General features: G+C 73.5%; 25 protein-coding genes. 15 read left to right on the forward strand and 10 right to left on the reverse strand.

Translation table 11 applies throughout. The features are described 5' to 3' along the window. The first annotated feature begins 234 nt into the window (after positions 1 to 234). On the forward strand, positions 235 to 972 hold the full coding sequence (locus PSR1_RS10215; RefSeq protein ID WP_059437482.1) for a DUF72 domain-containing protein: 738 nt from the start codon (positions 235 to 237) through the stop codon (positions 970 to 972). A 7-nt stretch (positions 973 to 979) separates the two neighbouring features. On the opposite strand, the gene PSR1_RS10220 is transcribed toward PSR1_RS10215, so the two are convergent. After that, positions 980 to 1,966, reverse strand: coding sequence for an aldo/keto reductase (locus PSR1_RS10220; RefSeq protein WP_059437483.1), 987 nt, complete (start codon positions 1,964 to 1,966; stop codon positions 980 to 982). Between the two features lie 72 nt (positions 1,967 to 2,038). Continuing rightward, entirely contained in the window at positions 2,039 to 3,382 is a 1,344-nt protein-coding gene (locus tag PSR1_RS10225) for a 2-isopropylmalate synthase (RefSeq protein WP_059437484.1), read from the reverse strand. A 253-nt stretch (positions 3,383 to 3,635) separates the two neighbouring features. Between PSR1_RS10225 and PSR1_RS10230 the strand changes: the two genes are divergently transcribed. The 7 genes from PSR1_RS10230 (at position 3,636) to PSR1_RS10260 (ending at position 9,418) form a co-directional block, all read left to right on the forward strand. Then, positions 3,636 to 3,821, forward strand: a complete 186-nt coding sequence (locus PSR1_RS10230; protein WP_059437485.1) for a hypothetical protein — start codon at positions 3,636 to 3,638, stop codon at positions 3,819 to 3,821. Positions 3,822 to 3,950: 129 nt separating this feature from the next. Continuing rightward, positions 3,951 to 4,628 (forward strand): hypothetical protein, encoded by a 678-nt coding sequence (locus tag PSR1_RS10235; protein ID WP_059437486.1) that lies wholly within the window; start codon positions 3,951 to 3,953, stop codon positions 4,626 to 4,628. A gap of 71 nt (positions 4,629 to 4,699) precedes the next feature. Next, positions 4,700 to 5,641, forward strand: a complete 942-nt coding sequence (locus PSR1_RS10240; protein ID WP_059437487.1) for an aldo/keto reductase — start codon at positions 4,700 to 4,702, stop codon at positions 5,639 to 5,641. 66 nt (positions 5,642 to 5,707) lie between these two features. Then, positions 5,708 to 6,274, forward strand: coding sequence for a type 1 glutamine amidotransferase domain-containing protein (locus tag PSR1_RS10245; RefSeq protein ID WP_059437488.1), 567 nt, complete (start codon positions 5,708 to 5,710; stop codon positions 6,272 to 6,274). A 125-nt stretch (positions 6,275 to 6,399) separates the two neighbouring features. Beyond that, complete coding sequence (locus PSR1_RS10250; protein ID WP_059437489.1) at positions 6,400 to 7,164, forward strand: class I SAM-dependent methyltransferase; 765 nt, start codon at positions 6,400 to 6,402, stop codon at positions 7,162 to 7,164. A 54-nt stretch (positions 7,165 to 7,218) separates the two neighbouring features. After that, a complete protein-coding gene (locus tag PSR1_RS10255) occupies positions 7,219 to 7,656 on the forward strand; it encodes a DUF2721 domain-containing protein (protein WP_059437490.1) in 438 nt (145 codons plus the stop codon). 64 nt (positions 7,657 to 7,720) lie between these two features. Next, positions 7,721 to 9,418, forward strand: a complete 1,698-nt coding sequence (locus tag PSR1_RS10260; RefSeq protein WP_059437491.1) for a DEAD/DEAH box helicase — start codon at positions 7,721 to 7,723, stop codon at positions 9,416 to 9,418. Here the strand turns inward: PSR1_RS10260 and PSR1_RS10265 are convergent. Then, a complete protein-coding gene (locus PSR1_RS10265; protein WP_059437492.1) occupies positions 9,405 to 9,794 on the reverse strand; it encodes a hypothetical protein in 390 nt (129 codons plus the stop codon). The genes PSR1_RS10260 and PSR1_RS10265 overlap by 14 nt on opposite strands. Before the next feature lie 148 nt (positions 9,795 to 9,942). Between PSR1_RS10265 and PSR1_RS10270 the strand changes: the two genes are divergently transcribed. From PSR1_RS10270 to ybaK, 5 genes are all read left to right on the forward strand, one after another. Continuing rightward, entirely contained in the window at positions 9,943 to 10,611 is a 669-nt protein-coding gene (locus PSR1_RS10270; protein WP_059437493.1) for a hemerythrin domain-containing protein, read from the forward strand. Between the two features lie 153 nt (positions 10,612 to 10,764). Further along, complete coding sequence (locus tag PSR1_RS10275) at positions 10,765 to 11,250, forward strand: hypothetical protein (RefSeq protein ID WP_059437494.1); 486 nt, start codon at positions 10,765 to 10,767, stop codon at positions 11,248 to 11,250. Beyond that, the gene (locus PSR1_RS10280) at positions 11,247 to 12,647 is read left to right on the forward strand and encodes a GAF domain-containing protein (protein WP_059437495.1); all 1,401 of its coding nucleotides are present in this window, start codon (positions 11,247 to 11,249) and stop codon (positions 12,645 to 12,647) included. The genes PSR1_RS10275 and PSR1_RS10280 overlap by 4 nt, the downstream gene beginning before the upstream one ends. 166 nt (positions 12,648 to 12,813) lie before the next feature. Beyond that, a complete protein-coding gene (locus tag PSR1_RS10285; RefSeq protein ID WP_059437496.1) occupies positions 12,814 to 13,686 on the forward strand; it encodes a methyltransferase domain-containing protein in 873 nt (290 codons plus the stop codon). A 45-nt stretch (positions 13,687 to 13,731) separates the two neighbouring features. Continuing rightward, complete coding sequence (ybaK, locus tag PSR1_RS10290) at positions 13,732 to 14,214, forward strand: Cys-tRNA(Pro) deacylase (protein WP_059437497.1); 483 nt, start codon at positions 13,732 to 13,734, stop codon at positions 14,212 to 14,214. Positions 14,215 to 14,224: 10 nt separating this feature from the next. Here the strand turns inward: ybaK and PSR1_RS10295 are convergent, their stop codons facing one another. Then, positions 14,225 to 15,010, reverse strand: coding sequence for a glycosyltransferase family 2 protein (locus PSR1_RS10295; RefSeq protein WP_059437498.1), 786 nt, complete (start codon positions 15,008 to 15,010; stop codon positions 14,225 to 14,227). Positions 15,011 to 15,087: 77 nt separating this feature from the next. Here PSR1_RS10295 and PSR1_RS10300 point away from each other — a divergent pair, with 77 nt between their 5' ends. Together PSR1_RS10300 and PSR1_RS10305 are read left to right on the forward strand one after the other, a co-directional pair. Then, on the forward strand, positions 15,088 to 15,825 hold the full coding sequence (locus PSR1_RS10300) for a glycosyltransferase family 2 protein (protein ID WP_059437499.1): 738 nt from the start codon (positions 15,088 to 15,090) through the stop codon (positions 15,823 to 15,825). Then, positions 15,822 to 16,205, forward strand: a complete 384-nt coding sequence (locus tag PSR1_RS10305; protein WP_059437500.1) for a DUF2304 domain-containing protein — start codon at positions 15,822 to 15,824, stop codon at positions 16,203 to 16,205. Before PSR1_RS10300 ends, PSR1_RS10305 begins: the two co-directional genes overlap by 4 nt. Before the next feature lie 60 nt (positions 16,206 to 16,265). On the opposite strand, the gene PSR1_RS10310 is transcribed toward PSR1_RS10305, so the two are convergent. The 6 genes from PSR1_RS10310 to PSR1_RS10335 form a co-directional block, all read right to left on the reverse strand. Beyond that, complete coding sequence (locus PSR1_RS10310) at positions 16,266 to 17,453, reverse strand: glycosyltransferase (protein ID WP_059437501.1); 1,188 nt, start codon at positions 17,451 to 17,453, stop codon at positions 16,266 to 16,268. A 7-nt stretch (positions 17,454 to 17,460) separates the two neighbouring features. After that, positions 17,461 to 18,921 carry a lipopolysaccharide biosynthesis protein gene (locus PSR1_RS10315; RefSeq protein WP_237757905.1) on the reverse strand — a complete coding sequence of 487 codons (1,461 nt, stop codon included), beginning with the start codon at positions 18,919 to 18,921 and terminating at the stop codon, positions 17,461 to 17,463. A 33-nt stretch (positions 18,922 to 18,954) separates the two neighbouring features. After that, on the reverse strand, positions 18,955 to 19,611 hold the full coding sequence (locus tag PSR1_RS10320; protein WP_059437503.1) for an acetyltransferase: 657 nt from the start codon (positions 19,609 to 19,611) through the stop codon (positions 18,955 to 18,957). A gap of 29 nt (positions 19,612 to 19,640) precedes the next feature. Further along, positions 19,641 to 20,756, reverse strand: a complete 1,116-nt coding sequence (locus tag PSR1_RS10325; RefSeq protein WP_059437504.1) for a DegT/DnrJ/EryC1/StrS aminotransferase family protein — start codon at positions 20,754 to 20,756, stop codon at positions 19,641 to 19,643. Between the two features lie 107 nt (positions 20,757 to 20,863). Beyond that, positions 20,864 to 23,833, reverse strand: coding sequence for a fused MFS/spermidine synthase (locus PSR1_RS10330; RefSeq protein WP_059437505.1), 2,970 nt, complete (start codon positions 23,831 to 23,833; stop codon positions 20,864 to 20,866). Between the two features lie 70 nt (positions 23,834 to 23,903). Then, positions 23,904 to 24,576 (reverse strand): Ig-like domain-containing protein (locus PSR1_RS10335; RefSeq protein ID WP_152643339.1); only part of this gene is annotated, 673 nt, incomplete at its 5' end.

Below are 24,576 nucleotides of genomic sequence, written 5' to 3' on the forward strand. Positions count from 1 at the left end.
GGGATCGGACATGGGGGACACCGTACGGCGGGCTGACCCGCGATGGAGCGTCCGACGGGGTTCCCTCACATGCGGGGAACCCGGTCGAACCTCCGTTGGCCGGGAGACCGTGGAATGTGCGCCCGGACGGCGCGCCGAGCGAGCCCTGGCGGCGGGTGCACGGGCGGGCGCTCGCCGGCCGACGCGCCCCGCACCGGGCGGGCGCATCACCCCGCGCGTGCGCAGATCCCACGCGTGCGCCTCCTCACCGGCACGAGCGGCTGGAGCTACCCGGCCTGGCGCGGGGCGTTCTACCCGGCCGGCCTCCCCTCCGCGCAGATGCTCCCGGCCTACGCGGCGCGGCTCCGGACGGTGGAGGTGAACAACACCTTCTACCGGATGCCCGGCCCCGAGCTGCTCGCCGGCTGGCGCGCGGCGGTCCCGCCCGGCTTCACCTTCGCGCTGAAGGCGCCCCAGCGGATCACCCACCGTCTCAAGCTGGCGAACGCCGAGGCCGCGCTCGCCTGGTTCCTGCGGGCGGCGGCGGAGCTCGGCGCGGCGCTGGGGCCGATCCTGTTCCAGCTGCCGCCCTCCATCCGGCTCGACCTCGCGCTGCTGCAGGACTTCCTCGCGCTGCTGCCGCGGGGCGGCCGGTTCGCGTTCGAGCTGCGCCACCCGAGCTGGCACGCCGACGCGGTGCGGTCCGCGCTGGCGGAGGCCGGGGCCGCGCTGTGCATCACCGACGCGGACGAGGGCTCGACGCCGCTGGCCGCGACCGCCGGGTTCGGCTACCTGCGCCTCCGGCGCACCGAGTACGGCGACGCCGCGCTGCGATCGGCGCTGCAGGCGATCGCGGCGCAGCCCTGGGCGGAGGCGTACGCGTACTTCAAGCACGAGGACGAGGCGCGCGGGCCGGCGTTCGCGACCCGCTTCGCCGAGCTGGCCGGCGAGATGGGCCTCGGGGCCAGCACCGGCGGCGCCGGCGCGCGGTGACGGAACGCTACAGGTTCACCCGCACCATGCCGGACGGCGGGTAGCGCTCGCCGGCGGCCGCGCCCTTCGGCGCCACCTGATCGATGGCGGCGAGGTCCGCCGGCGTGAGCCGGATCGAGGCCGCGGCCACGTTCTCGTCGAGGTGGCGGCGGGTGGTGGTCCCGGGGATCGGCGCGACGTCCTCTCCCCGCCGGAGCACCCACGCCAGCGCGAGCTGCGAGGCCGAGACGCCCTTCGCGCCCGCCATCTCGCGGATGCGGTCCACGAGATCGAGGTTCCGCTGGAAGTTCTCGCCCTGGAAGCGCGGCGAGGTCCGCCGGAAGTCGCCCTCGGGGAGATCGTCGGGCGAGCGGAACCGGCCGGTGAGGAAGCCGCGCCCGAGCGGGCTGTACGGGACGAAGCCGATGCCGAGCTCGCGCAGGGTGGGCAGCAGCTCGTCCTCCGGATCGCGGCTCCACAGCGAGTACTCGGTCTGGAGCGCGGTGATGGGGTGCACCGCGTGCGCGCGGCGGATGGTGGCGGGCGCGGCCTCCGAGAGCCCGAGGTAGCGGACCTTGCCGTCCTTCACCAGGCCGGCCATGGCGCCCACGGTGTCCTCGATCGGCACGGTGGGGTCGACGCGGTGCTGGTAGTAGAGGTCCACGTGGTCCACGCCGAGCCGCCGCAGCGAGGCGTCGCAGGCGGCGCGCACGTACTCGGGCCGCCCGTTGATGCCGACGAAGGTGCCGTCGGCGCGGCGCTCGTTCCCGAACTTGGTGGCGAGCACCACCTGGTCGCGGCGATCCCGGATGGCCCGCCCCACCAGCTCCTCGTTCTTGAACGGACCGTACATGTCGGCCGTGTCGAGGAACGTGACGCCGAGCTCGAGCGCGCGGTGGATGGTCGCGACGGACTCGCGCTCGTCGGCGCCGCCGTAGAAGTCGCTCATGCCCATGCAGCCCAGCCCCACGGCCGAGACCGAGAGCCCCTGCGTGCCCAGCTTCCGCTGCTCCATGCGGTGCCTCCGGCCGCGCAGGTGGGCGCGCGGCGGGGCGACTCATAATCGCCCTCGCCGCGGCCCGCCGCCTCATCCCTGCGCGAGCGCGCGGACGCCGGGCGCGCCGCCGTGCGTGCGCGCGTACACCTCCAGGATCTCCGCCGGCGTGAGGTCGGTCCCCCGCGCCTCGGCCATCGCCTGGATCACCGCCGCGAAGCGGGTCAGCTCCTCGCGCCCCAGCCGGATCCCGCCGTGCTCCTCCAGCACCCAGCCCACCCCGCCCTTCCCGGACTGGCTGTTCACCCGGATGACCGCCTGGTAGGTGCGGCCCACGTCCGCGGGGTCCATGGGCAGGTACGGCATCTCCCAGCGCTCGCCGTCGGTGCGCCGGAGCGCGGCAAAGCCCTTCTTGATCGCGTCCTGGTGCGAGCCGGAGAAGGCGGTGTAGACGAGCGCGCCCGCGTACGGGTGGCGCGGGTGGACCGGCATGCGCGTGGCCCGCTCGGCCACCTCGACCAGCGCGTCGAGGTCCGCGAGGTCGAGCCCGGGATCGACGCCCTGCGTGTGCAGGTTGAGCGCGAGCGTCACCAGGTCCACGTTGCCGGTGCGCTCGCCGTTCCCGAAGAGCGTGCCCTCCACCCGGTCGGCCCCGGCCATCACCGCCAGCTCCGCCGCCGCCACCGCGGTGCCGCGATCGTTGTGCGGGTGCACCGAGAGCACGTAGCGCTCGCGCCCCTTCACGTGGCGCCCGAACCACTCGACCTGGTCCGCGTACACGTTCGGCGTGGACATCTCCACCGTGGCCGGCAGGTTGAGGATCACCGGCCGCTCCGCCGAGGCGCCCCACGCGTCCATCACCGCCTCGCAGACGTCGGCGGCGAAGTCGAGCTCGGTGCCGGTGAAGCTCTCCGGCGTGTACTCCAGCACCACCTCGGTCTCGGGCAGCTCCTCCGCCAGCTGGCGCGCGAGGCGCGTGCCGTCCACGGCGATCTGCCGGATCCCGGCGCGATCCTTGCCGAACACCACGCGCCGCTGCAGCTCGGAGGTCGAGTTGTAGAGGTGCACGACCGCGCGCGGCGCGCCGCGGATCGCGTCGAAGGTGGCGCGGACGAGGTGCTCGCGCGCCTGCGTGAGCACCTGGATGGTCACGCCCTCGGGGATGCCGCGCTCGACGAGCTCGCGGACGAACTCCCGCTCCGGCCGCGAGGCGGACGGGAAGCCCACCTCGATCTCGCGGAAGCCCGCGCGGACCAGCGCGTCGAACAGCAGCCGCTTGCGATCCGGGCCCATCGGATCCTCGAGCGCCTGGTTCCCGTCCCGGAGATCCACCGAGCACCAGCGGGGCGCGCGCTCGATGCGGCGCGACGGCCAGCGCCGGTCGGGCAGCGCGACCTGCGGGAACGGGCGGTACTTGTGGGCGGGCATCCTCGGCATGACGTGATTCCTCCGGCGGGTGGGGGCCGGGAGGTCTCTGTTCGTCTTGCTGGGAGCGGTGACCTCTCCGGCCGTGGGACGGCGAGAGAGGTCGCGCGGTCAGTCGAGCCGGGCGAGCTCTCTCGCCTGGCGAAGAAGTCGACCGGTCGCGCGCTGCGAATGCATCGCCTTCATGGTTATCCGACCGGGCGCCCGGCCGTCAAGCCGCGAGGCGACCAGGCCCGCCACACCAGCGCCCGCGCCGGCGTGTAGAATGCGACCCGTGAAGCGCAAGCTCTTCCGCGGCAAGAAGAACCCGTTCGCCATCGACGCGCCCCTCCCGCCCGCCGGCGCGGCCCGGTGGGCCACCATCGCCGGGCTGGTGATCGGCGGCCTGGTGGCGCTGTCGGTCCCGATCTTCTTCGCGCTGTTCCTCCTCGGGACGCTGCGCGGGGAGTGAAGCTCCCCGCGGCGGGCCGTCCGGCGCCCGGGCACCGGCCCGGGCGGCGGGCGGTCGTGCGCCCAGCGGCAGCCGGGCGTGCGCCTCGCGCCGCCTGCCCCCATCCTTTCGCGAAGGGGGGACCGAGGCATGCAAGTGAGAGGAACCGCGGTCGCGGCGGCGCTGCTGCTCGCCGCCGCCGGCTGCAAGACCGGGACGAGCAGCAAGACCCGCACGGCGAACGCGTCGGGCGACGACAAGGCCACCACCGAGATGAGCGGCCGCGAGCGCACCGCGCAGGCCGCGCCGCAGGAGGGCCAGAGCGAGCGCGACGTCGCCGAGGCCCAGGCGGCCGAGGCCGCGCCGAGCGCGCGCGCGCAGCAGGGCGTGGGCGGGAAGGATCCGCACCCGCTCCCGACCGAGGGCGCGGACGCCACGCCGCGGTACTCGGGCGATCCGGGCGCGGGCTCGGCGGGCCAGCAGGGCCGCGTGCCCGAGACGATGGAGCCGGGCGCGACCGGCAGCGTGGCCGGCACCGGCTCGCCGGGCGCCGCCACCGGCACGGGCGCGGGGACGGACGTGACCGGGCCGAGCGAGCTCTCCGGGCGCGTCGCGCTCATCGATCGCGAGCAGCACGAGATCGCCATCGACTCGGGCGACGCGACCACGCAGGTGAAGGTCGCCGACGGCGCGCGCATCACCGTGGACGGCCGGTCCGCCACGCTGGCGGACATCCGGCAGGGCGCCGCGGTCCGCGCGCGCCTGGACCGCAGCGGCGACACGCCGCAGGCGGTGCAGATCGACGTGACGCCGTCCAAGGCGAAGTAGCGGGGGCGGGGGGACGCGGGGCCCCGGTGCGCCGGACGCGCGCGCCGGGGCCCTGGCGTTAGGATGGCGCCATGACCGCGCTCCCCCGCTTCCAGCCGCGCCGCTCCCTCGGCCGGACCGGCGTCCCCGTCACCCGCATCGGCGCCGGCGACCTCGCCGATCGCAGCGTCCCGAAGGAGCGCTGCGTCGCCACGCTCCGCCGCGCCCTCGACGCCGGCGTGAACGTGGTGGACACCGCCCCGATGTACGAGGACGGCTACTCCGAGGAGATCGTCGGGGAGGCGCTCCGCGGCCGGCGCGAGGGCGTGTTCGTGGTGGACAAGATCGACCACCTCGACCGGCCTGTCGCCCCGCAGCTCGACGAGAGCCTGGGGCGGCTCGGCGTGCGGGCGGTGGACCTGCTGGTCTTCCACTCGGTGTCCGAGCCGGCCGCGTGGGCGCGCCTCGCCGCGCCGGGCGGCGGCATGGAGGAGCTCGCCGAGGAGATCCGGCGCGGGCGGGCGCGCTTCCGCGGCATCTCCAGCCACCACCCCGACGTCCTCGCCGCCGCGCTCGACGCCGGCCTGTGCGACGTCGTCATGTTCCCGGTGGGGCCGTACGTGCACCCGCGGTACGTGCAGGAGCTCCTGCCGCGCGCCCGCGCGCTCGGCGTCGGGACCATCTGCTTCAAGACGTTCGGCGCCGGCAAGCTGCTCGGGGACACCGAGGGCTACGGCCGGGCGCTGGCGGAGCGCCCGCGCGGGAAGCTCTCGTCGGGCGGGCAGGACGCGGCCGTCCCGACGCTGCCGCGGCTCCCGGTCGAGGCATGCGTCCGGTACACGCTCACCTGCGATCCCGACGTGGCGCTGCTCGGCCTCTCGTTCCCGAACGAGCAGGACGCCGCGTTCGCCGCCGCGGCGGCGTTCCGGCCGATGGACGAGGCGGAGCTTGCCGAGACGCGCCGGCGTGCGGCCGAGGCGGTGCAGGGCAAGGGAGCCGTCTGGTGGAACCCACCGGAGCGGCCCGGCGCCTGACGATTTTGCCCGCCGGCGCCTTGTGCCGCGCGCGGCCTGTGCCGAACCTCCACTCGGAGGAAGGCCATGGCGCGCATCGCATTCATCGCGGACGATCTGTTCGAGGACTCGGAGCTCCGCGTCCCGTGGGACCGGCTGCGGCAGGCCGGGCACGAGACCGTGCTGGTGGGCCTCGAGAAGGGCAAGCAGATCCGCGGCAAGAAGCAGCGGGAGACGGTCACCACCGACGCGGCCGCGCGGGACGTCACCGCCGACGACTTCGACGCGGTGGTGGTGCCGGGCGGCTACTCCCCCGATCACCTCCGGACCGACATGGACATGGTCCGGCTGGTGCGGACCGCGTTCACCGCCGGGAAGCCGGTGGCCGCGGTCTGCCACGGCCCGTGGATGCTGATCGAGGCGGACGCGATCGACGGCAAGACCGTGACCTCCTGGCCCTCGCTCAAGACCGACCTCATCAACGCCGGGGCCCGCTGGGTGGACCGCCAGGTGGTCGAGGACGGGAACGTCATCACCAGCCGGAGGCCCGACGACCTCGAGGCGTTCTCCGAGGCGATCCTGCGCCACCTGGGCGAGGAGGCGCGGGCTCGGCCCGGCGACTCGGCCGGCGCGGAGCAGGGCGCGGGGATCTGAGCCGTCGCCCCCTCCGCTCGGGGTTCGACGGGCTCACCCCGAGCGGAGTTGGGGATTCCGCTCGCCCTGAGCCCCGTCGAAGGGCGAGCGCGGCGGGCGCGGCGTGGGAGTGCTAGACCTCTCCCATGGCCGCGTTCAAGGACCACTTCACCCCGGTGGCGGACGCGTACCGGGCCTTCCGCCCGCGCTACCCGCGCGCGCTGTTCCGCTGGCTCGGCGAGGTCGCGCCCGCGCGCGGCGACGCGCTCGACTGCGGCTGCGGCAACGGGCAGGCGTCGCTCGGCCTCGCCGAGGTCTTCGAGCGCGTGCACGCCGTCGATCCCGGCGAGGCGCAGGTCCGGCAGGCGCTCCTCCACCCGCGGGTGACCTACGCGGTGGCGCCGGCCGAGGACACCGGGCTGCCGCCCGCGTCGGTGGACCTCGCGATCGCCGCGCAGGCCATGCACTGGTTCGACCTCGACCGGTTCTACGCGGAGCTGCGGCGCGTGGCGCGGCCCGGCGCGGTGTTCGCGGCGGTGACCTACGGGCTCTCACGCATCGACCCCGAGGTGGACGCCGTGGTGGACCGCCTCTACCACGGGCTGCTCGCCGGCGACTGGCCGCCGGAGCGCGTGCACGTCGAGAGCGGCTACCGGACCCTGCCGTTCCCGTTCCCCGAGCTGGAGGCGCCGCCGCTCGAGATCGAGGAGCGCTGGCCGATGGACGTCTTCCTCGGCTACCTCGGCACCTGGTCGGCGGTGACCGCGCACCGGCGGCGCACCGGCGCCGATCCCCTCGCCGAGATCGGCCCCGCGCTGCGGGCCGCGTGGGGCACGCCGGAGCGGCCGCTCCGCGTAACCTGGCCGCTCGCGGTCCGGGCCGGGCGGATCCTGCCGCACGCCGGCGGGTGAGGCCGGCGCCGCCGCGTCCTTGTGCCCGGCGCGGGCCGAGGCGAGACTCCGCGCATGCCGCCCGATCCCGCGATCGCCAACATCACCCGGGTCATCCAGCTCTCCGTCGCGCCCGTGTTCCTGCTGACCGCCGCCGGCACGCTGCTCGGCGTGTTCTCCACGCGGCTCGGGCGCATCGTGGATCGGTCGCGCCGGCTGCTGGAGCGCCTCCCGGCGCTGCCGCCGGAGCGCCAGCCCGGCGTGCGCGAGGAGCTGGCGCTGCAGTTCCGCCGGCGCCAGCTCGTCAACACCGCCATCACCTTCGCGACCGCCGCCGCGCTGCTGGTGTGCCTCCTCATCGCGGTCGCGTTCATCGCCTCCCTGCTGCACTGGGACTTCTCGCACCCCGTCGCCGGGCTGTTCATCGCCGCGATGGTGGCGTTCATCGGCGCCCTGCTCGCGTTCCTCGCCGAGGTGCTGCTGGCGGTCCGGAGCGTGCGGATCGACCATTGAGGGCGGTCGCGTCCCCCGGCGCAGGCGGCGAGCGGAAGGCCTCGGAACCTGCTAGAACGCGCCCGTGACCTTCACCGAGCTCGGCGCCCACCCTGCCCTCGCCCGCGCGCTGGAGCGGCGCGGCTACTCCGAGCCGACCGCCGTCCAGGAGGCGGTGTTCACGCCCGCGCTGCGCGGCCGGGACCTCCTCGTCTCGTCGGCCACCGGCTCGGGCAAGACCGTCGCGTTCGGCCTCGTCCTGGGCGGCTCGCTGCTCGGCGACGCCCCCGCGTTCTGGCCCGCCGGCCTACCGCTCGGCCTGGTGGTCGCGCCCACCCGCGAGCTCGCCATGCAGGTGCAGCGCGAGCTCTCCTGGCTCCTCGCCGAGGCCGAGGGGCGCGTCGTCGCCTGTGTGGGCGGCATGGACGCCCGCCGCGAGGCGCGCGCGCTCGCCGACGGCGCGCACCTGGTGGTCGGGACCCCCGGCCGCCTGCTCGACCACCACCGCCGCGGCGCGCTCGACCTGTCCGACCTGCGCGCGCTGGTGCTCGACGAGGCGGACGAGATGCTGGACATGGGCTTCCGCGACGAGCTGGAGGCCATCCTCGCCGCCGCGCCCGAGGGGCGCCGCACGATCATGTTCTCCGCCACGCTCCCGAAGCCGATCGTGGAGCTCGCCCGGCGGTACACGACGGACCCGGCGCGCGTCGCCGCCACGCCCGCCGGCGGGGCGCACGCCGACATCGCGTTCCGCGCCCACCTCGTCGCGCCGAGCGAGCGCGAGCTGGCGGTGGTCAACGTGCTGCGCGCGCTGGAGCCGCCCCGGGCGCTCGTGTTCCGCGCCACCCGCGAGGCGGCGCACCACACCGCGTCCAGCCTGTCCGAGCGCGGCTTCGCCGCCGTGCCCATCTCCGGCGAGCTGACGCAGGCCGAGCGCAACCGGGCGCTGGTGGCGCTCCGCGACGGGCGCGCGCGCGTGCTGGTCGCGACCGACGTGGCCGCCCGGGGGCTCGACCTGCCCGGTCTCGACCTCGTGCTCCACGCCGATCTCCCGCGCGACCCCGCCGCGCTCCAGCACCGGAGCGGCCGCACCGGCCGCGCCGGGCGCAAGGGGCTGGCCGTGCTGCTGGCCGCGCCGCCCGAGCGCTACAAGCTTGAGCGGATGCTCCGCGACGCCGGCGTGCGGATCGAGTGGGCGCCCGTGCCGGCCGCCGAGGCCATCCGGGCCGCCGACGAGGCGCGGCTCGCCGGCGAGGTGGACGCGCTGTCCGAGGACGTGAGCGACGACGAGCGCGCCGCCGCCGCGCGCCTGCTCTCCGGCCGCGACCCGCTGGTCGTCGCCGCGGCGCTGGTCCGCGCCACGCGCGCCCGCCTGCCCTCGCCCGAGGACCTGACCGAGACCGCCCACGCCGCCCGTCAGGCGCCCCCGCCCCGCGGCGAGCGCGCCCCGCGGCGCGGCCCGCCCGCCGAGGTGGCCTGGTTCCGCATCAACATCGGCCGCGAGAAGAAGGCCGATCCCAAGTGGCTGCTGCCGCTGCTCTGCCGGCGCGGGGGCGTCACCCGCGACGAGATCGGGAAGATCGTGATCGGCGCCGCCGAGACGCGCTTCGAGGTGGCCCGCGCCGCCGCGCCGCAGTTCGGCGCCGCCGCCCGGCGGCCGGACCCGCGCGCCCCCGGCGTGCGCATCGAGCCCGTGCGCGAGGGGCGCGCGCACGGCGAGCACCGCGCGTCAGCCGGCGGGGAGCGCCCGCCGCGGGCGCGCCGCCCGGTCACTCGGACCTGAACGTCCGGATCCCGAACAGCGCCGAGACCACCCAGGACAGGAACGCGAGCGCGAGCGCGAGCAGGAGCGAGCGCCAGAAGCCGAGGCCGTAGCTCGCCGCGATCACGCTCAGCCACACCAGCACGTACAGCAGCCACGGCAGGACCAGGAACCAGAGGAACTTCGCGAGCGTCATGTAGTAGGCGATCGACAGGACGATCGACACCACCACCGCGCGGCCGAACGTGTTGAGCGGGTTCCCGGGCGAGACCCACGCCACCGCGAGCCACAGCACGCCCGCCGAGACGACCAGGCGGACGACGAACGCGAGCAGGTGGTTGGGCGGGTTCGGCGAGGCGTTCATGGCGTGCTCCGGGTCGCGGTCGCCGTCCAGCATGGATCGGCGTGCGCCCCCGCAGCGTATCCCGGATGGGCGCGCGGCCTTAGGGACAACTTAGGATTCCGCTAGCGAAGTTTGAGCACGCCCGCGCGGCGCGCTCCGCCAGATTGGTGTCCGGACCCACACCGACCTGGAGGAAGCACGCATGTCGCGCATCGATCTGTTCGGCCCCGTCCACAAGGGCATCCGGACGCTGCTGTTCGACGCCGGGACGCGCCTCGGGCGCACCGACTTCGCCGACGAGGCCGGCGCCGCCGCGGCGGCCGAGCTGGTGCACCGGCTGCTCGGGATGCTCGAGGAGCACGCCGCGCACGAGGACCGCTGGTTCATGCCCGAGCTGGCGCGGCTCGCGCCGGAGCTGCACGCCGCGCTCGCCGCCGACCACGCGCGCACCGAGGGGCTGGCGCGCGAGGCCGGGCAGCTCGCGGCCCGGCTCGCCGGGGCGTCCGCCGCCGAGCGCGCGGCGCTGGGGCGCCGGCTGCACGACCGGATCTGGGGGCTCGCGGCCGAGCACCTGCGGCACATGGAGCGCGAGGAGGCGGAGGCCATGCGCGTGCTCCACGCGCACTTCGACGACGCCGCGCTGGGCGGCCTGCACCGGGCGCTGCTGGAGAGCATCCCGCCGCCGCGGCGGGGCGAGTGGTCCGCCGTCATCGTCCAGGCGCTCAACCTGCCCGAGCGCGCCGGCCTGCTGCGTGGCATGGCCGGGGAGATCCCGCCCGCCGCGTTCGCCCAGGCCACCGCGCCGATCCGGGCGGCGCTCGGCGCCGAGGCGTGGGCCGCCGCCACCGCGGCGGCCGGGATCGGCGCGTAGCCGGGGCCGGCGCCCCGGGGGGAGGCCGCACGGCGGGTGCGCTTCGCGCCGTGCCTGCCCCGCGCGCGTGGGACGCACTTCCTGGTCGTCCCGACAGGGCGGGCCTGCGCGCGTGCGGCGGATCGGCGCGTGCCCTTAGAATGCGCGCCCAGCGTGATCTCCCACGACCTCTCCGCGTTCCTCGAGTCGGGCGTCTCCATCCTGCTGGCGAGCCGCGACGCCCGGCTCCTGCCCGAGTGCGTGCGGGCGGTCGGGGCGCGCGTGGAGGCGGGCGGGGCCGAGCTGACCGTGCTCGTCCCCGAGGCGAGCGCGGGCCGCTGCCCGTCCGCGCTCCGCGAGAGCGGCCGCGTGGCGGTGATGTTCTCGCGGCCCACCGACCATCAGACGATCCAGGTGAAGGGACAGGTGGCGGCGCTCGCGCCGGCGACCGCGGACGAGCGACCGCTGGTCGAGCGCTACACGTGCGCGCTCGCGCGGGAGCTGGCGCTCGTCGGCGTGCCGCCGCGCCTCACGCTGCGGGTGAACCGCTGGCCGTGCCTGGCGGTGCGGCTCCGGGTGGACGGCCTGTTCGTGCAGACGCCCGGCCCGGGCGCGGGCGCGCCGCTCGGGACCGCCGTCCCGCCGGAGCGTGCGCCGTGACCGCCCCCGCGCCGCTGGCCGGGCTTCCGCCCACCTGTTTCCAGGGCATCGTCCCCGCGGCGATCGCGACCTGCTCGCGCGCCGGCGAGCCCAACGTCACCTACCTGTCGCAGGTGCACCAGGTCGACGACCGTCACGTGGCGCTCTCCTGCCAGTTCTTCAACAAGACCAAGCGCAACGTGCTCGAGCACCCGCACGCCACCGTGCTGCTGCTCGATCCCCTCACGCTCGACAGCTGGCGCCTGCGGCTCCGGTACGACCACGCCGAGACCGAGGGGCCGCTGTTCGACCGGATGGCGCTCCGCATCCAGGCCATCGCCTCGTACACCGGGATGGCCGGAGTGTTCCGGCTCCTCTCCGCCGACGTCTACGAGGTCCTCGGCGTCGAGCGGCTGGACGGCTTCCTGATGCCGCCCGACCCGATGCTCGACGCCGAGCCCGCCGCGCCGATCGCGTCCGGACCGCTCACCGAGCTGCGCGGGCTCCAGGCCGTGTCGGAGCGGATCAACCGCGCCGCGGACCTCGAGACGCTCCTCTCCGGCGCCATGGCCGCGCTCGACGAGCTGCTCGGCTTCCAGCACGCCATGGTGCTCGTGCCCTGCGAGGCCGGCCACCTCGTCGCGATCGCGAGCCGGGGCTACGGGCCCGGCGGCATCGGCGCGGAGGTGGCGCTCGGGGCCGGCATCCTCGGCACCGTGGCCGAGCGCCGGCGGATGATCCGCGTGGCCGGGGTGGGCGGGGAGCTTCGGTACGGGCGCGCCATCCGCGCGCGGGTGGCCGAGGCCGGCGAGGCGGCCGGGCTCGCGCCCGAGATCCCCCTGCCCGGCCTCCCCGACGCGCAGGCCCAGCTCGCGCTGCCGCTGCTCGTGGGCGACCGGCTGGTCGGCGTGCTCGCGGTGGAGAGCCGGGACCCGCTCCAGTTCGACGAGTGGGACGAGGCCTTCCTGCAGATCGTGGCGAACCAGATCGCCATGGGCATGGAGCGCATGGCGGCGCTGGAGGAGGACGCCGCGCCTGCCGCCACGCCGGTCCCGGCGCCGCCGCCGGCCCGCGCCGCGCCCCACGCCCGCCGCCGCACGCTCGTCTACTACCGGAACGACGACTGCGTGTTCGTGGACGGCGAGTACCTGATCCGGAACGTGCCCGGGAAGATCCTGTGGAAGGTGCTCGGCCTCCACCGCGCCGAGGGGCGGACCGAGTTCACCAACCGCGAGCTGCGCCTCGACCCCGGCCTCGGCCTGCCGCCGGTGAAGGACAACCTGGAGAGCCGGCTCATCCTGCTGCGCCGGCGGCTGCTCGAGAAGTGCCCCGACGTGCGGCTCGTGCCGGTGCGCCGCGGCCGCTTCGCGCTGGAGCTCGACTGCGCGCTGGAGCTGGTGGAGAAGGAGTGCGCGTGAGAGCACCGGTGGAGCGTCCCGCTAAGAGCCATGGTACCCTGTCGGTTCGCTCGGAGCGCCCCTGGCCTCTTCCATCCCTCGCGTCAGGAATCGCCTCATCTCTCGCCCCGGTGCACCAGCGCCCTCGCGCGCGCCACTACCCATCATAGGATTCCTCGGCAAGGTCATGAGCGCTGCCGGGTACCTCACGCTCGCGTGGGCGCGCGGAGGGCCCGGCATCGGAGTGCGCCTCCGGACAGCCGCCCTCGCGGCCCGGCTCGCGCGCGCAGCGGGACCGGCTCCCGCCGACGATGCGTGGACGCTCGCGCTCGCCCCGATGGACTCCGTCCGGTACTTCGAGCTGGAGTTCGCCCTGCAGTCCGTGCGGGAAATCGAGCGGCTCGGGTCCTATCTCGACGTCTCGTCTCCGCGCCTGCTGCCCGCCCTGGTGCTCGACGCCAGGAGGGAAGCTCACGCTGCGCTCATCAACCCCGATGGGAAGGACCTGGAGCGGACCCGTACATTCATCGGTGCGCTCGGGTTTGGTACCCGATGTGCGATGGAGGTGGCGACCGTGGACGGCGCCCGGCTCGCGGACGAGCTGTACGACCTCGTCACGTCAGTGTCGGTGCTCGAACATATCCCGTCGCCGGGCGACGCGAACGCTGCGGCCCGACTCTGGCGCGCCGTCCGCCCGGGCGGCCGGCTCGTGCTCACCGTTCCTTGCGCGAGGCAGGCTTTCGACGAGTACCTGGACGTGGACGAGTACGGGCTCCTCCCCCGGGACGCAGAGGGCTTCGTCTTTGCCCAGCGTTTCTATGACGCCCGCCTTGTGGCGGAGACCTTCGCTTCGGCCTGCGGGCTGCCACGTCGGCAAGAGATCTTCGGCGAGCGACAGCCGGGGCTATTCGTCGAGGACCGACGCAGGAAGTGGATCGGTCAGGCGCGCCCGGAGCGCGAGCCCTACGCGATGGCCACGGAGTGGGCACGCTTTCCGAGTGTAGACGCACTACCCGGCGTGGGGGTCGTGGCGCTCGAGTTCGTGAAGCCCACCCGGTGAACGGAGCGCGGCTGGGAAGCGCGGGTGCGCTACTCTCCTTACCGCATGAGCAAGATCCCATCGACGCCCGCCACGCGCCTCCTCCGCGAGCAGGGCGTCGCGTACACCGAGCACCCCTACCGCTACGAGGAGCACGGCGGCACGCGCGTCTCCGCCCGCGAGCTCGGGGTGGACGAGCACGCCACCATCAAGACGCTCGTCATGGAGGACGAGGACCGCGAGCCGCTGGTGGTCCTCATGCACGGCGACCGCGAGGTCTCCACCAAGGCGCTCGCGCGCACCATCGGCAAGAAGACCGTCCAGCCCTGCAGGCCGGAGGTGGCGAACCGGCACTCCGGCTACCAGGTCGGCGGGACGAGCCCGTTCGGCACCCGCAAGAAGCTGCCGGTGTACCTGGAGCGGTCCATCCTCGAGCTCGAGAAGGTCTACATCAACGGCGGCTCGCGCGGCTTCCTGGTCGGGCTCGCGCCGGCGGAGATCGTGCGGGTGCTCGCGCCGGTGCTGGTGGACGTGGCGATCGAGAAGTGAGCGGCCGGGGTCACCGCCGGCGCAGCGCCGCGGCGAGGTCCAGCGCCTGGTAGACCGCGACCTGCGCCGCGTACCGCGCCAGGTGCCCCGGCAGCGCCAGGCGCTCCGTCCCGCGCGCGCGGCGGCAGGCGATGCGGAACGCCTCCCACGCGCCGGTGCGGTAGCGGGCGCCGGTCTTGGACGAGGCGTGCCAGCGGAACGCCGCGAGCGGACGCGGCACGAACACCGGCCGCGCCACCCGGGCGAAGCGCAGCCAGAGGTCGTAGTCCATGGCGAAGTGCAGCCCCTCGTCGAGCGGGCCCACCTCGGCGACGAGCTCGCGCCGGAAGAACGTCGCCGGCTGCGAGATGAAGTTCCGCCCGAGCAGGCGCCGCAGCCCGTACCGACGGGCCTGCGCGTTCTTGTAGGCGGTGACGCCGCGGCGGATCTCGCGGTCCTGCTCGTCCACGATCCGGCACTCGCCGAAGCACCAGCGCGCGCCAGCCCGGAGCGCCTCGACCGCCGCCTGGAGGGCGCCCGGCTCGTAGGTGTCGTCGGAGTTGAGCCAGGCGACGATCTCGCCGGAGGTCATCCGCAGGCCCTTGTTGATGGCGTCGCACTGCCCCCGGTCCGGCTCGGAGATCCAGCGGAGCCGCCCCTCGTAGCGTCGCAGCACCGAGAGCGTCGCGTCGGTGGAGCCTCCGTCCACCACCAGGTACTCGAGCTCGAAGTCACCCCGCTGCGCGAGCACGCTCTCGACGGTGCGCTCGATGAAGCTGCCCTGGTTGAACGACGGCGTGATGATGGAGACTCGCAACCGCCCTCCCAGGCAGCGTTCCGGCCGGATGGTGCCCGCTTTTCCCGGTCCCGGGCGTATGCTACGTCATTCCTGCCTTGACGCACGCACTCGTCGCCGAGACGCCGCACGCCCACCCGGCCCGTCTGCTGGTCGTGATGCCCGCGTTCAACGAGGCCCGGGGCATCCGGCGGGTGGTCGAGGCGGTGCGCGATCAGGTGGCCGGCGACGTGCTCGTCGTCGACGACGGCTCCGCGGACGAGACCGCCGCCGAGGCGCGCGCGGGAGGGGCCCGCGTGGCGGTGCACCCGGTGAACCTCGGCTACGGCGCCGCCCTCCAGACCGGCTACCGGTACGCGCTGCGCCACGGCTACGACGCCGTCCTCCAGCTCGACGCGGACGGCCAGCATGATCCCGCGTCGATCCCGCGGCTGCTCACCGCGCTCCACGACGCCGACGTGGTCGTCGGGTCGCGGTTCCTCGAGCCCGGCTCCTACCGCCCGCCGCTCGTGCGCCGCATCGGCATGTGGCTGTTCGGGAGGGTGGCGAGCGCGCTGTCCGGCCAGCGGATCACCGACCCCACCAGCGGGTTCCAGGCCATCTCGCGCGAGGCGCTGCGCTTCTACGCGCACGAGCGGTACCCGGTGGACTACCCCGACGCCGACGTGCTCGCGATGGTCGCGCGCGCCGGCCTCCGGCTCACCGAGGTGCCGGTCCGGATGCTCCCGTCGCCCGAGGGCAAGAGCATGCACGGCGGCGTCGTCAAGCCGCTCTACTACGTGTTCCGGATGTCGCTGGCGCTGTTCCTGGTCCCGCTCCGGAGGGAGACGCGATGACCCCCACCCAGCGCGTGTTCGCGGTCACGGCCAGCCTGGTCACCTTCGGCGTGATCCTCGAGCTGGTCCGGCGCCGCAAGCTGAAGGAGGAGTACTCGTTCCTCTGGATCGTCACCGGCGTCGCCATGCTGTTGCTGGCCTCCTGGTACGGGCTGGTCGAGCGGGTGACCGCGCTCATCGGCGCGGTGACCGTCACCACCACGCTGTTCCTGTTCGGCCTGCTCTTCCTGCTGCTCATCAGCGTGCACTTCTCGACCGTGCTCTCCCGCCTGACGCAGCAGGTGCGTCAGCTCACGCAGGAGCTGGCCATCCTCTCGGCGGAGCGGGACGAACTCGCCCGCAAGACGCCCGCGGAGGACCCAGCAGGGCATGGCCACTGAGGCTCGGGCGCGACAATCCGAGCCCGCTTCGCACCTCGCCCCAATTCCTGCCGTCGTTGCTCAGGTGAGACGCATGAGCCGCGCGTAATCGCCTGCGACGTCGGCCCACGTGCGCAGGCGTAGCGACCTGGCCTGCCGTTCGGCCCGCAGCCGATACTCGGCGTATCCCGCCTCGAGCTCGGCGAGCTTGGCCGCGAGATCGGCAGGATCCCGGGGATCGAACCAGAGGATCTGACCGCCGGTCCGCTGGACCATCTCCCTCATGACTGGGATGTCCGAGGCGATCACGGGGATGCCGGCGGTCATCGCCTCCAGCACCGGGAAGCTCCCGCCTCCCTCGGCCAGCGTCGGCATCACGAGCGCCCAGGCGCCATCGAGGAGTTGCTCGTACGCGCGATCATCCACGTAGCCGAGCGCGAAGATCGACTGGTCGCGCGTGAACCCGGATTGTTCCGCGAGCCCCACCAGCTTGCGAGCCCGCGCGCTCCGGGGCGGCCACAGGTCCATCCCGCTTCCTGTGAGGACCAGGGGATGGCGCTCACCAGTCCTCCCGAGGCCGCGCAGCAGCACCTCGGGGTTCTTGTGGGGGGTGATGTTGATGGGCGCGAGGAGATACTCGCTCCTCGTGAATGCAAAGGTCCTGCGAGCACCTGCGCCAGCCGGGCGCTGGTGACTGCCGGACAGCGGGATCACCTCTAGACGTTCCCTTGGGACTCCGAACATGGAGTCCAGGGTCGTCGCAGTTGCGTTCGAGGTGATGGCGATGCGCGCATCGGACGCGAGCCATTCCCGGACCGTCTCGCGTTCGTTCCGGCGGAGCCAGGCCGGCGCGACCTCCGGGAACTGTATCGTGATGACATCGTGCAACGTGGCAACGACCCGACCCGCGCGCGCCCACGGGATGCGGTGCCGGTGCACCCAGGGGAACCACACCGTGTCGGCGCCGTCCAGTAGGTCGCCCGCGACCACGTGATGGAAGCGCGCCGTACCGAGCAACATGTTGAGGGGCCCCGCGCCCGGAATTCCGGCCATGAGCGTCCGCGAGCGCCAGGCATCTACGGGCGGGACATCCAGGAGGCGCACGTCTCGGTCCGTGCCCAGCAGCGATGCATAGCGCTCCAGCGCTTCGGCGTGGCTCACCAGCTCGATCTGCGGCCGGACCCTGCGGCGCAAGCCGCGCAGCATCTCGACGGTGAAGCGCACCCCACCGCCCGGATTGCCCACGTAGTCGATGACGCGCAGCAACATTCGGGACTCACTTTCCGCCATCACTTCGTCCGCCAAGGACGGAGCGCGCCATCCAGGGAAGAAGCCAGGTGAAGATCGCAGCGGTAACTGCGCCGGATGCGATCACCACGCCAAACACCTGAAGGCGAGGCGCCAGCCACCAGGTCAGTAGCACGGTCGCAGTCGCGTTTAGGAAGACCAGAACCACCAGCCCCCAAAGTCGATCGGTGATGGCGAGCAGATCGGAGTGTGCGCCGGCCCACGTGACCGACACCATCATCCCCCACAATGCCACCCACGTGGCGGGCGAGAACCACACGTCGGACCTGCGCAGCCAGACTCGTAGCAACGGATTCCCGAAGAGGACCAGCGCAGCGCCGCCCACCAGTGCCAGGCCGACGCGCACCCTCACGAAATGCCCGAAGCTCGCGCGGACCCACGCGTGCTCACCCCGCTCGACCGCCTCGCGGAAGCTCGGGACGAACGAGGAGGTGCTGAGCTGCACCACCGCGAGCGCGATGAGGTAGAGCCGCATGAGGATCGCATACTCGGCCACGACCGCCAGGTTGCAGCGATGCGCCAGGATGATCGCCTGCGTCTCGTTCACCACGAGTGCTCCCACCTGGAACAGGAACATCGGGATGGAGCGGGCCATCACCTCTCGCAACGCCTCGCGATCCACGGCTCCGACGCGGAAGCGAAGCCAGGGCATGGCGACACGCATCGCGTATCCCAGCCCCAGCGCCGAGGCGACGAGCCCGCCCAGGCCGAAGACCAGCACGAGCGCGGGCAGGCCGGCGCCGAGGCCGAGCGCGGCGAGCAGGGCGACGACGCCGACCACGGCGCCGATCATGGCGAAGGCGTTCGCGACGTACGCACGCTGGTACGCTGCGTAGATTTGCCCCCCCACCGAGAGCGGCAACCCGATGATGAAGGTGGCCAGGGCAGCCACCACCGACCAGCGGACCGTCTGCGCGTCCACGGCCCCGCGGACTGCGAGCACCCGCTCCCACGGGATGCTCCACGCGCTCACGGCCACCCCGGCGGCCAGTATCGCCGCGATCGCGATGAGCGCCGCCAGCGCCGTCGAGACGTATCTGGCTGCCTGATCGCGCTCGCCGCGCCCATGTGCCTTCGCGAGGCAGTTCACGAGCCCGTTCGCGATCCCGAGATCGAAGAGCGTCGCCCAGGCCACGACCGTAGTGATGGTGCTCCACAGGCCGAAGCGCTCCTTCCCGAGGTACGCAAGCAGCAGCGGCACGGTGATCAGGCCGACCGCCGTCCCGAGACCGCGAACCGCGAATGCGGAGAGCGTCGTGAGCGCGATCCGCCGGTACCGTTCCTGCGAGCGCCCGTGCGGAGTGTCCTGTTCGAACGGCCGAAGCCGCACCATCGACCAGCCCTCGCGCCACCAGGCCCAGCTGCGCGCGAGCCGCCCACGGCCGGCCGATCGGCCGTCCCGCCGATCGCCCGGTCCATCGCCGGGCACGCGAGGGATGGCAGGCATCCAGTGCGGCCGCGTTCAGGGACGGCGGGTGACCGGCTTGGCGGGCACCCCGACGACCGTCTGGCCCGCTTCCACGTCGGCGCGAACGACCCCACCGGCCCCGACGGTCGCATCGGCACCGACGGAAAGGTTCTCGAGGATCTGGGCGCCGGTCCCGACCAGCACCCGGTCGCCGACGCGAACGTAGCCGGAGACGTTCACGCTCGGATTGAACACGTCGAAGGAGCCGATGCTCGCGTCGTGGCCGACGGTGACGTTGAGGTTGAACAGGTTGAAGTCCCCGATCCGGATGTCGCAGGTCATGGCGACCCCGGCGGTGACCACGTTCCCGCGGCCCATCTCGACGCGCCGGAAATCGAGTGTCGCGGAGGGGTGGACGAGGTTCGGGAACTGGAAGCGATCGCCTGCGGCGAGATAGCGCGACAGGATGGAGGCCCTGACCTTCGGATACCCGACGCCGACGACGAGGTCGGCCTCGATCTCCTGCGACAGCAGCCAGGCATCGTCCCCCAGCACCGGCCCCAGGCCGAGGTCGCGACCCTGCTCCTCCATCGACGCGCCCACGAATCCCATGAACCTCCAGCGATGCTCGCGCGCGTCGATCTGCTCGGCCACCATGGCCATCTCGCGCGCCAGGCCGGACGACCCGAGGACGATGAGGTTTCTGCGCATGAGCACTCCTTGACGTGGCGAGCGCCGCGTCAGCGGCGCGCCTCCACGATGGCGGTGGCGACCCGGTCGACCTCCGCGTCGGTCAGCTGCGTGTGCGTGGGCAGGTTGAGCCCGGTCGCGCCGAGCCGATCGGTCACGGGGAGCGCCTCGCCGCGACGGCGCGACTCCTCCCAGAACGGCGGGAGCCGGTGCAGCGGCCGGAAGAACGGGCGCGTCTCGATGCCGAGCTCGGCCAGGCGCGCCGTCAGCTCGTCCCGCGAGCGCCCGAACTCGGCCGCCTCCACCGTGACGCTGAACAGCCACGGCGACAGCTCGGCCCAGCCCGCCTGCGGCTGGAAGCCGATGCCGGGGACGCCCGCCAGGGCGGTGCGGTAGCGCTCGTAGATGGCGCGGCGCCGGGCTAGGAGCTGCGGCGCGCGCTCCAGCTGGGCGCACAGGAGCGCGCAGCAGATGTTCGTGAGCCGGTAGTTGTAGCCGGTGATGGGGAAGAAGTAGCGCCGATCCGGGTCGACGCCCTGGCCGCGGAGCAGCCGCGCCCGACGCTCCAGCGCAGGGTCGTCCAGCGTCACCGCGCCGCCCTCTCCGCTCGTGAGCACCTTGTTGCCGTAGAAGGAGAACACGCCGATGCGAGCCAGCGACCCGGTGGGCCGGCCCTTGTACCGGGCGAAGTGCGCCTCGGCTGCGTCCTCCACCACCCAGAGCCCATGCGTCGCGGCGATGTGGCCGATGGCGTCCATGTCCGCCGGGTGGCCGTACAGGTGCACCGGGATGATGCCCTTGGTGCGCCGCGTGATGCTCGCCTCCAGCCGTTCCGGGTCCATGCACCAGGTCGCGGGGTCCACGTCCACGAACACCGGCTCGGCGCCGCAGTAGCGGACCGCGTTCGCGGTGGCGATGTACGTCAGCGACGGGACCAGCACCTCGTCGCCCGGCCGCAGGTCCATGGTCAGCAGGGCCAGGTGGAGCGCCAGGGTGCCGTTCGCGACGCCGATCGCAGTGCGGGTTCCGCACTGCTCCGCGAAGGCCCGCTCGAAGCGGCCGACGAACGGGCCGGTGGACGAGATCCAGCTGGAACGCAGCGCCTCGACCACGTAGCGCTCCTCGTTCCCGGTCAGGTCGGGGGCGGCAACGGGGATGGATGTCATCTCTGGACCCCTGGATCAGCTGGAGAGCCCGCAGTCTACACCACACGAACCGGGCGAATCCGCCACATCAGCGGCGCCTCGGCCACCGCGAAGTCTCCGCCGGTGCGTCATGGAGCCCGCAGGCATGCACCCCGGTCCGCCTCCCGCTGGAGGACCTCGCGAACGGCGCCGGCCGACGCCCCCGGCGTCCTGGCCGCCCTCTCGGACGACGCAGCTCTCGCAGCCCCGAGAACCCGGTCGGCATACCGCGCGGCCTCGTCCTCGAGCTGCTCGTAGCGACCGCAGAGGATTCGCTTTGCCCACACCTCGCGTCCGTCCAAGTCGGCGAACGAGACGAGCACGCGTCCGCGTCCCAGGAACGTGCGGATTGCGGCGAGGCGTACGCGCGTCGCGGTCCCCGACTCCTCGCGCAGGTCGAGTGGAGTCTCCGCCACGACGACCGGCTGGCGCCGATCCTCGTACTGCGCCTCGTCGAGCAGGAACAGGAGCGGTGCGTACCCCGGATCGCGTACGCGGACGGTGGCGAGCAGCTCCGCGAACCCCTGGCTCGACTGTTCGCCCGCGAGGTACTGGGCGTGCGCGAGGTCGAACAGCCGCGCCGTTTCCAGGTCGCGCGACCAGCGGTCGACCGCATCCTGCCGCTGCTCGGCCGCCGAGGCGGCGGCGAGGTAGGGCACCAGGCTCTCGCGGGCGGCGGCGAGGGCGAGGACGTTGCCGCCCGCCGTCAGCGCACCCTGCGACAGCGGCGCCGAGAACTCGAGCGTGAGGTTGTCGTCCGTGTTGATCCTGCCACCCCGGGCGAACTCGCGGGCGCCGGCGTCCCCGAGCACGAAGTAGGCGAGCAGATCCCGGACGGACCCCATGTGGACGGCCGCGAGATCGTCGCGGATCGCGGGGTTCGCGAGGCGCCGCTCCAGGCCGGCCTCGTCCACCACGATCGGCTCGTTCGAGCCGATCAGCACGGCGTCGTAGTAGGTGAGCCAGACCTGGACATGCGGGAACGCCTCGGCGAACGTCCGCAGCACCGTCCGCACGTCGTCGGTGGACAGCTCGTAGAGCGGGAGCCACTGGCTGACCATGCCGCCCGGCGCGAGGTGGTCGGCGACGGTGCGGAAGTACTCGACCGTGTAGAGGTAGGCCGCGCCGCCGGACCACGGGTGGATGGGGTCGGAGGTGATGACGTCGAACCTCTGCCGCGTGCTGGCGAGGTGGTTCCGGCCGTCGTTGAACACGATGTGCAGCCTGGGGTCGTCGAGGACGTGCGCGTTCCACTCGGAGAACGTGCGCGCCACGCCCAGCACGCCCTTCTCGATCTCCGCGAGGACGATCCGCTGGACCTCCGGGTGGATCGACGTCGCGCCCAGGGTCATCCCGCTGCCGGTCCCGAGGACGAAGACGCTGCGCGGGTCGCGGTGCAGCAGCATCGGAAGGTGTCCGAGCGCGCGCTGGAGCTGCACGTCGATGGGCGCGTTGGACGCCTCCGGCCTCCCATTCACGATGAACGTCTGCTGGACGTCCCCCCGTGCGCGGATCACGCTCACGGTCTCGTCGACGCCCTCGTGGTAGTAGAGGACCTCCGCGTCCTGCAGGCGCGCCCTGGCGCGCTCCGGGGCCTCCACGGTCCGGCGCATGTTGGAGAAGGTCGCGAAGAACTTCTGATCCCAGACGCGCCCCCAGGCCGGCGCAGCGCCGCGGGCGACGAGGAGCGCTGCACCGAGCGCTGCGACGGACGCGACGGCCCACCGCCGCCTCGAGGCGCTCGCCGCGATCGCCAGGCCGCACGCGACGTTCACGATGATCAGCATCTGCAGGGAGCGCTCGATCCCGAACAGATAGACGAGCGCGAACCCGGTCGTCGCCGAGCCGAGGATGGCGCCGACGGTGTTCACGGTGAGGAGCCGACCCACGGCCGCCCCCGTCCCGGCACGGCCGGCCGACCAGACGGCCCCCGCGACCGGGAAGGCCAGGCCCATCAGGAACGACGGCAGCAGCAGGTACGCGAACGCGATCCCGAACGAGGAGCCGACGCGCTCTGCGAACCCGGTCAGCGCCAGCCCCGAGAGCAGCTCGCGCGCGTGCCCCGCCGTGAGCGGCAGGTCGCGCATGAGGATCGTGACGGCGAGCGCCGACAGGCCGATCAGGACCTGGATGCCCCCGAACAGGAGGACGCCAGCGTGCCTGCCACCGACGAACAGCCGGCGGACCAGGCCGAACGCGTAGCTGCCGAGCGCGATGCCGACGAGGAACGCCACCAGCATGACCGTGAAGCTGTAGACCGAGGTCCCGACCACCAGCGTGAGCATCCGCGTCCAGAGCACCTCGTATCCCAGCGCGCAGAAGCCGGACAGGCCGATCCCGAGGAGCGTGAGCCGGGCGGCGAAGTCGTCCGAGCTCGCGCGCGCCGGCTCGGCCGCGCCCGCGCCATCGGCTGCCGCTGCGGGTCGCGCCGGCGAGACCCGCACCACGGACTCCATTCGCTGCAGCACCATGGATGCCGCGCCCACCGCGATGCTCACGCCCGCGGTCATCAACAGCGTGGTGGTGACCCCGAGCCGCGGGAGCAGCACGAAGCCGGCCGTCAGGGCGCCCACGACGGCGCCCAGCGTGTTGAGCCCGTACAGGAGCGAGAGCTGCCTCGCGACTCCGCCCTCCGGGGCCGCGAAGAACCGGCTCAGGGTGGGGAGCGTGCCCCCCATGAGCGTCGTCGGGACGATGATGGCGAGCGCGGCGAACGTGGTCCGGACCACGGTCAGGTAGAGCGGGCTCTCCTCCGCGACCCGCGCCAGCGGAACGTACAGCGCGGGATAGATGCGCATCAGCCCGACGAACGCGAGCGCAGCCAGGCCGATCCCGAGCTCCAGGAGGCCGTACAGCCTGAGCGGCCGGTCGGTGCGGTCCGCCCGGGCGCCGAGCAGCGCCGCGCCCAGCGCCTGCCCGCCCATGTAGACCGCGAGGACCGTGGTGACCGCGAGGTGCGACGCACCGAAGACGACGCCGAGGGAACGAGCCCAGGCGACCTCGTAGACCAGGCCCGCCGCTCCGGACACGAAGAAGAGGAAGAACACGAGGAAGCGCATGTGCCGTCCATGGTCGCGCCGCCCCGGATCCCGTGACGCCGGATCCGGCGGCGACCGCTCGACCGCGAGCTCAGGGAGAGGTGACGGTGATGGAGACGGTGCCCGAGGCCGACTGCCCGTCGGTGTCGGTGACCTGGTACGTGAACGTGTCCGCGCCCACGTAGCCGGCGGCGGGCGTGTAGGTGATGGTCCCGTCGGCGTTGGCGACCGCGGTCCCGTTCGCCGGCGTGCCCGCGGTCACCGAGGCCACCCCGTCCACGACGGCGTCGTTCGCCAGGACGGCGATGATCGCCGCGGTGTCCACCGGCACGGTCGCCGCATCATCCACCGGGACCGGCGGTCCGTCATCCACCGGCGTGACGGTGACCGACACCGCCGCCGACGCGACCTGCCCGTCGAGGTCGGCCACCTGGTAGGTGAACGCGTCCTCGCCGAACCAGTTCGTGGCCGGCGTGTAGACGATGCTGCCGTCCGCCTGCACCGCGGCCGCTCCGTGCGCCGGCGCAACCAGCAAGCTCACGGTGGCGGGCGGATCCACCACGGTGTCGTTCGCGAGGACCGCCACCGCGGCCGGCGTGTCCTCCGCCGTCGTCGCCGCATCCGCCGCCGCCACGGGCGCGCCGCTGTCGGCCGGGGTCACCGTGACCGTGACGTCGGCCTGCGCGGTCTGCCCGTCGAGGTCGGCCACCTGGTAGGTGAACACGTCGGTGCCGTTCCAGCCCGCCACGGGCGTGTAGGTCACC

Origin of the sequence: Anaeromyxobacter sp. PSR-1 (assembly GCF_000964525.1) — a bacterium.
Classification (GTDB): Bacteria; Myxococcota; Myxococcia; order Myxococcales; family Anaeromyxobacteraceae; genus Anaeromyxobacter.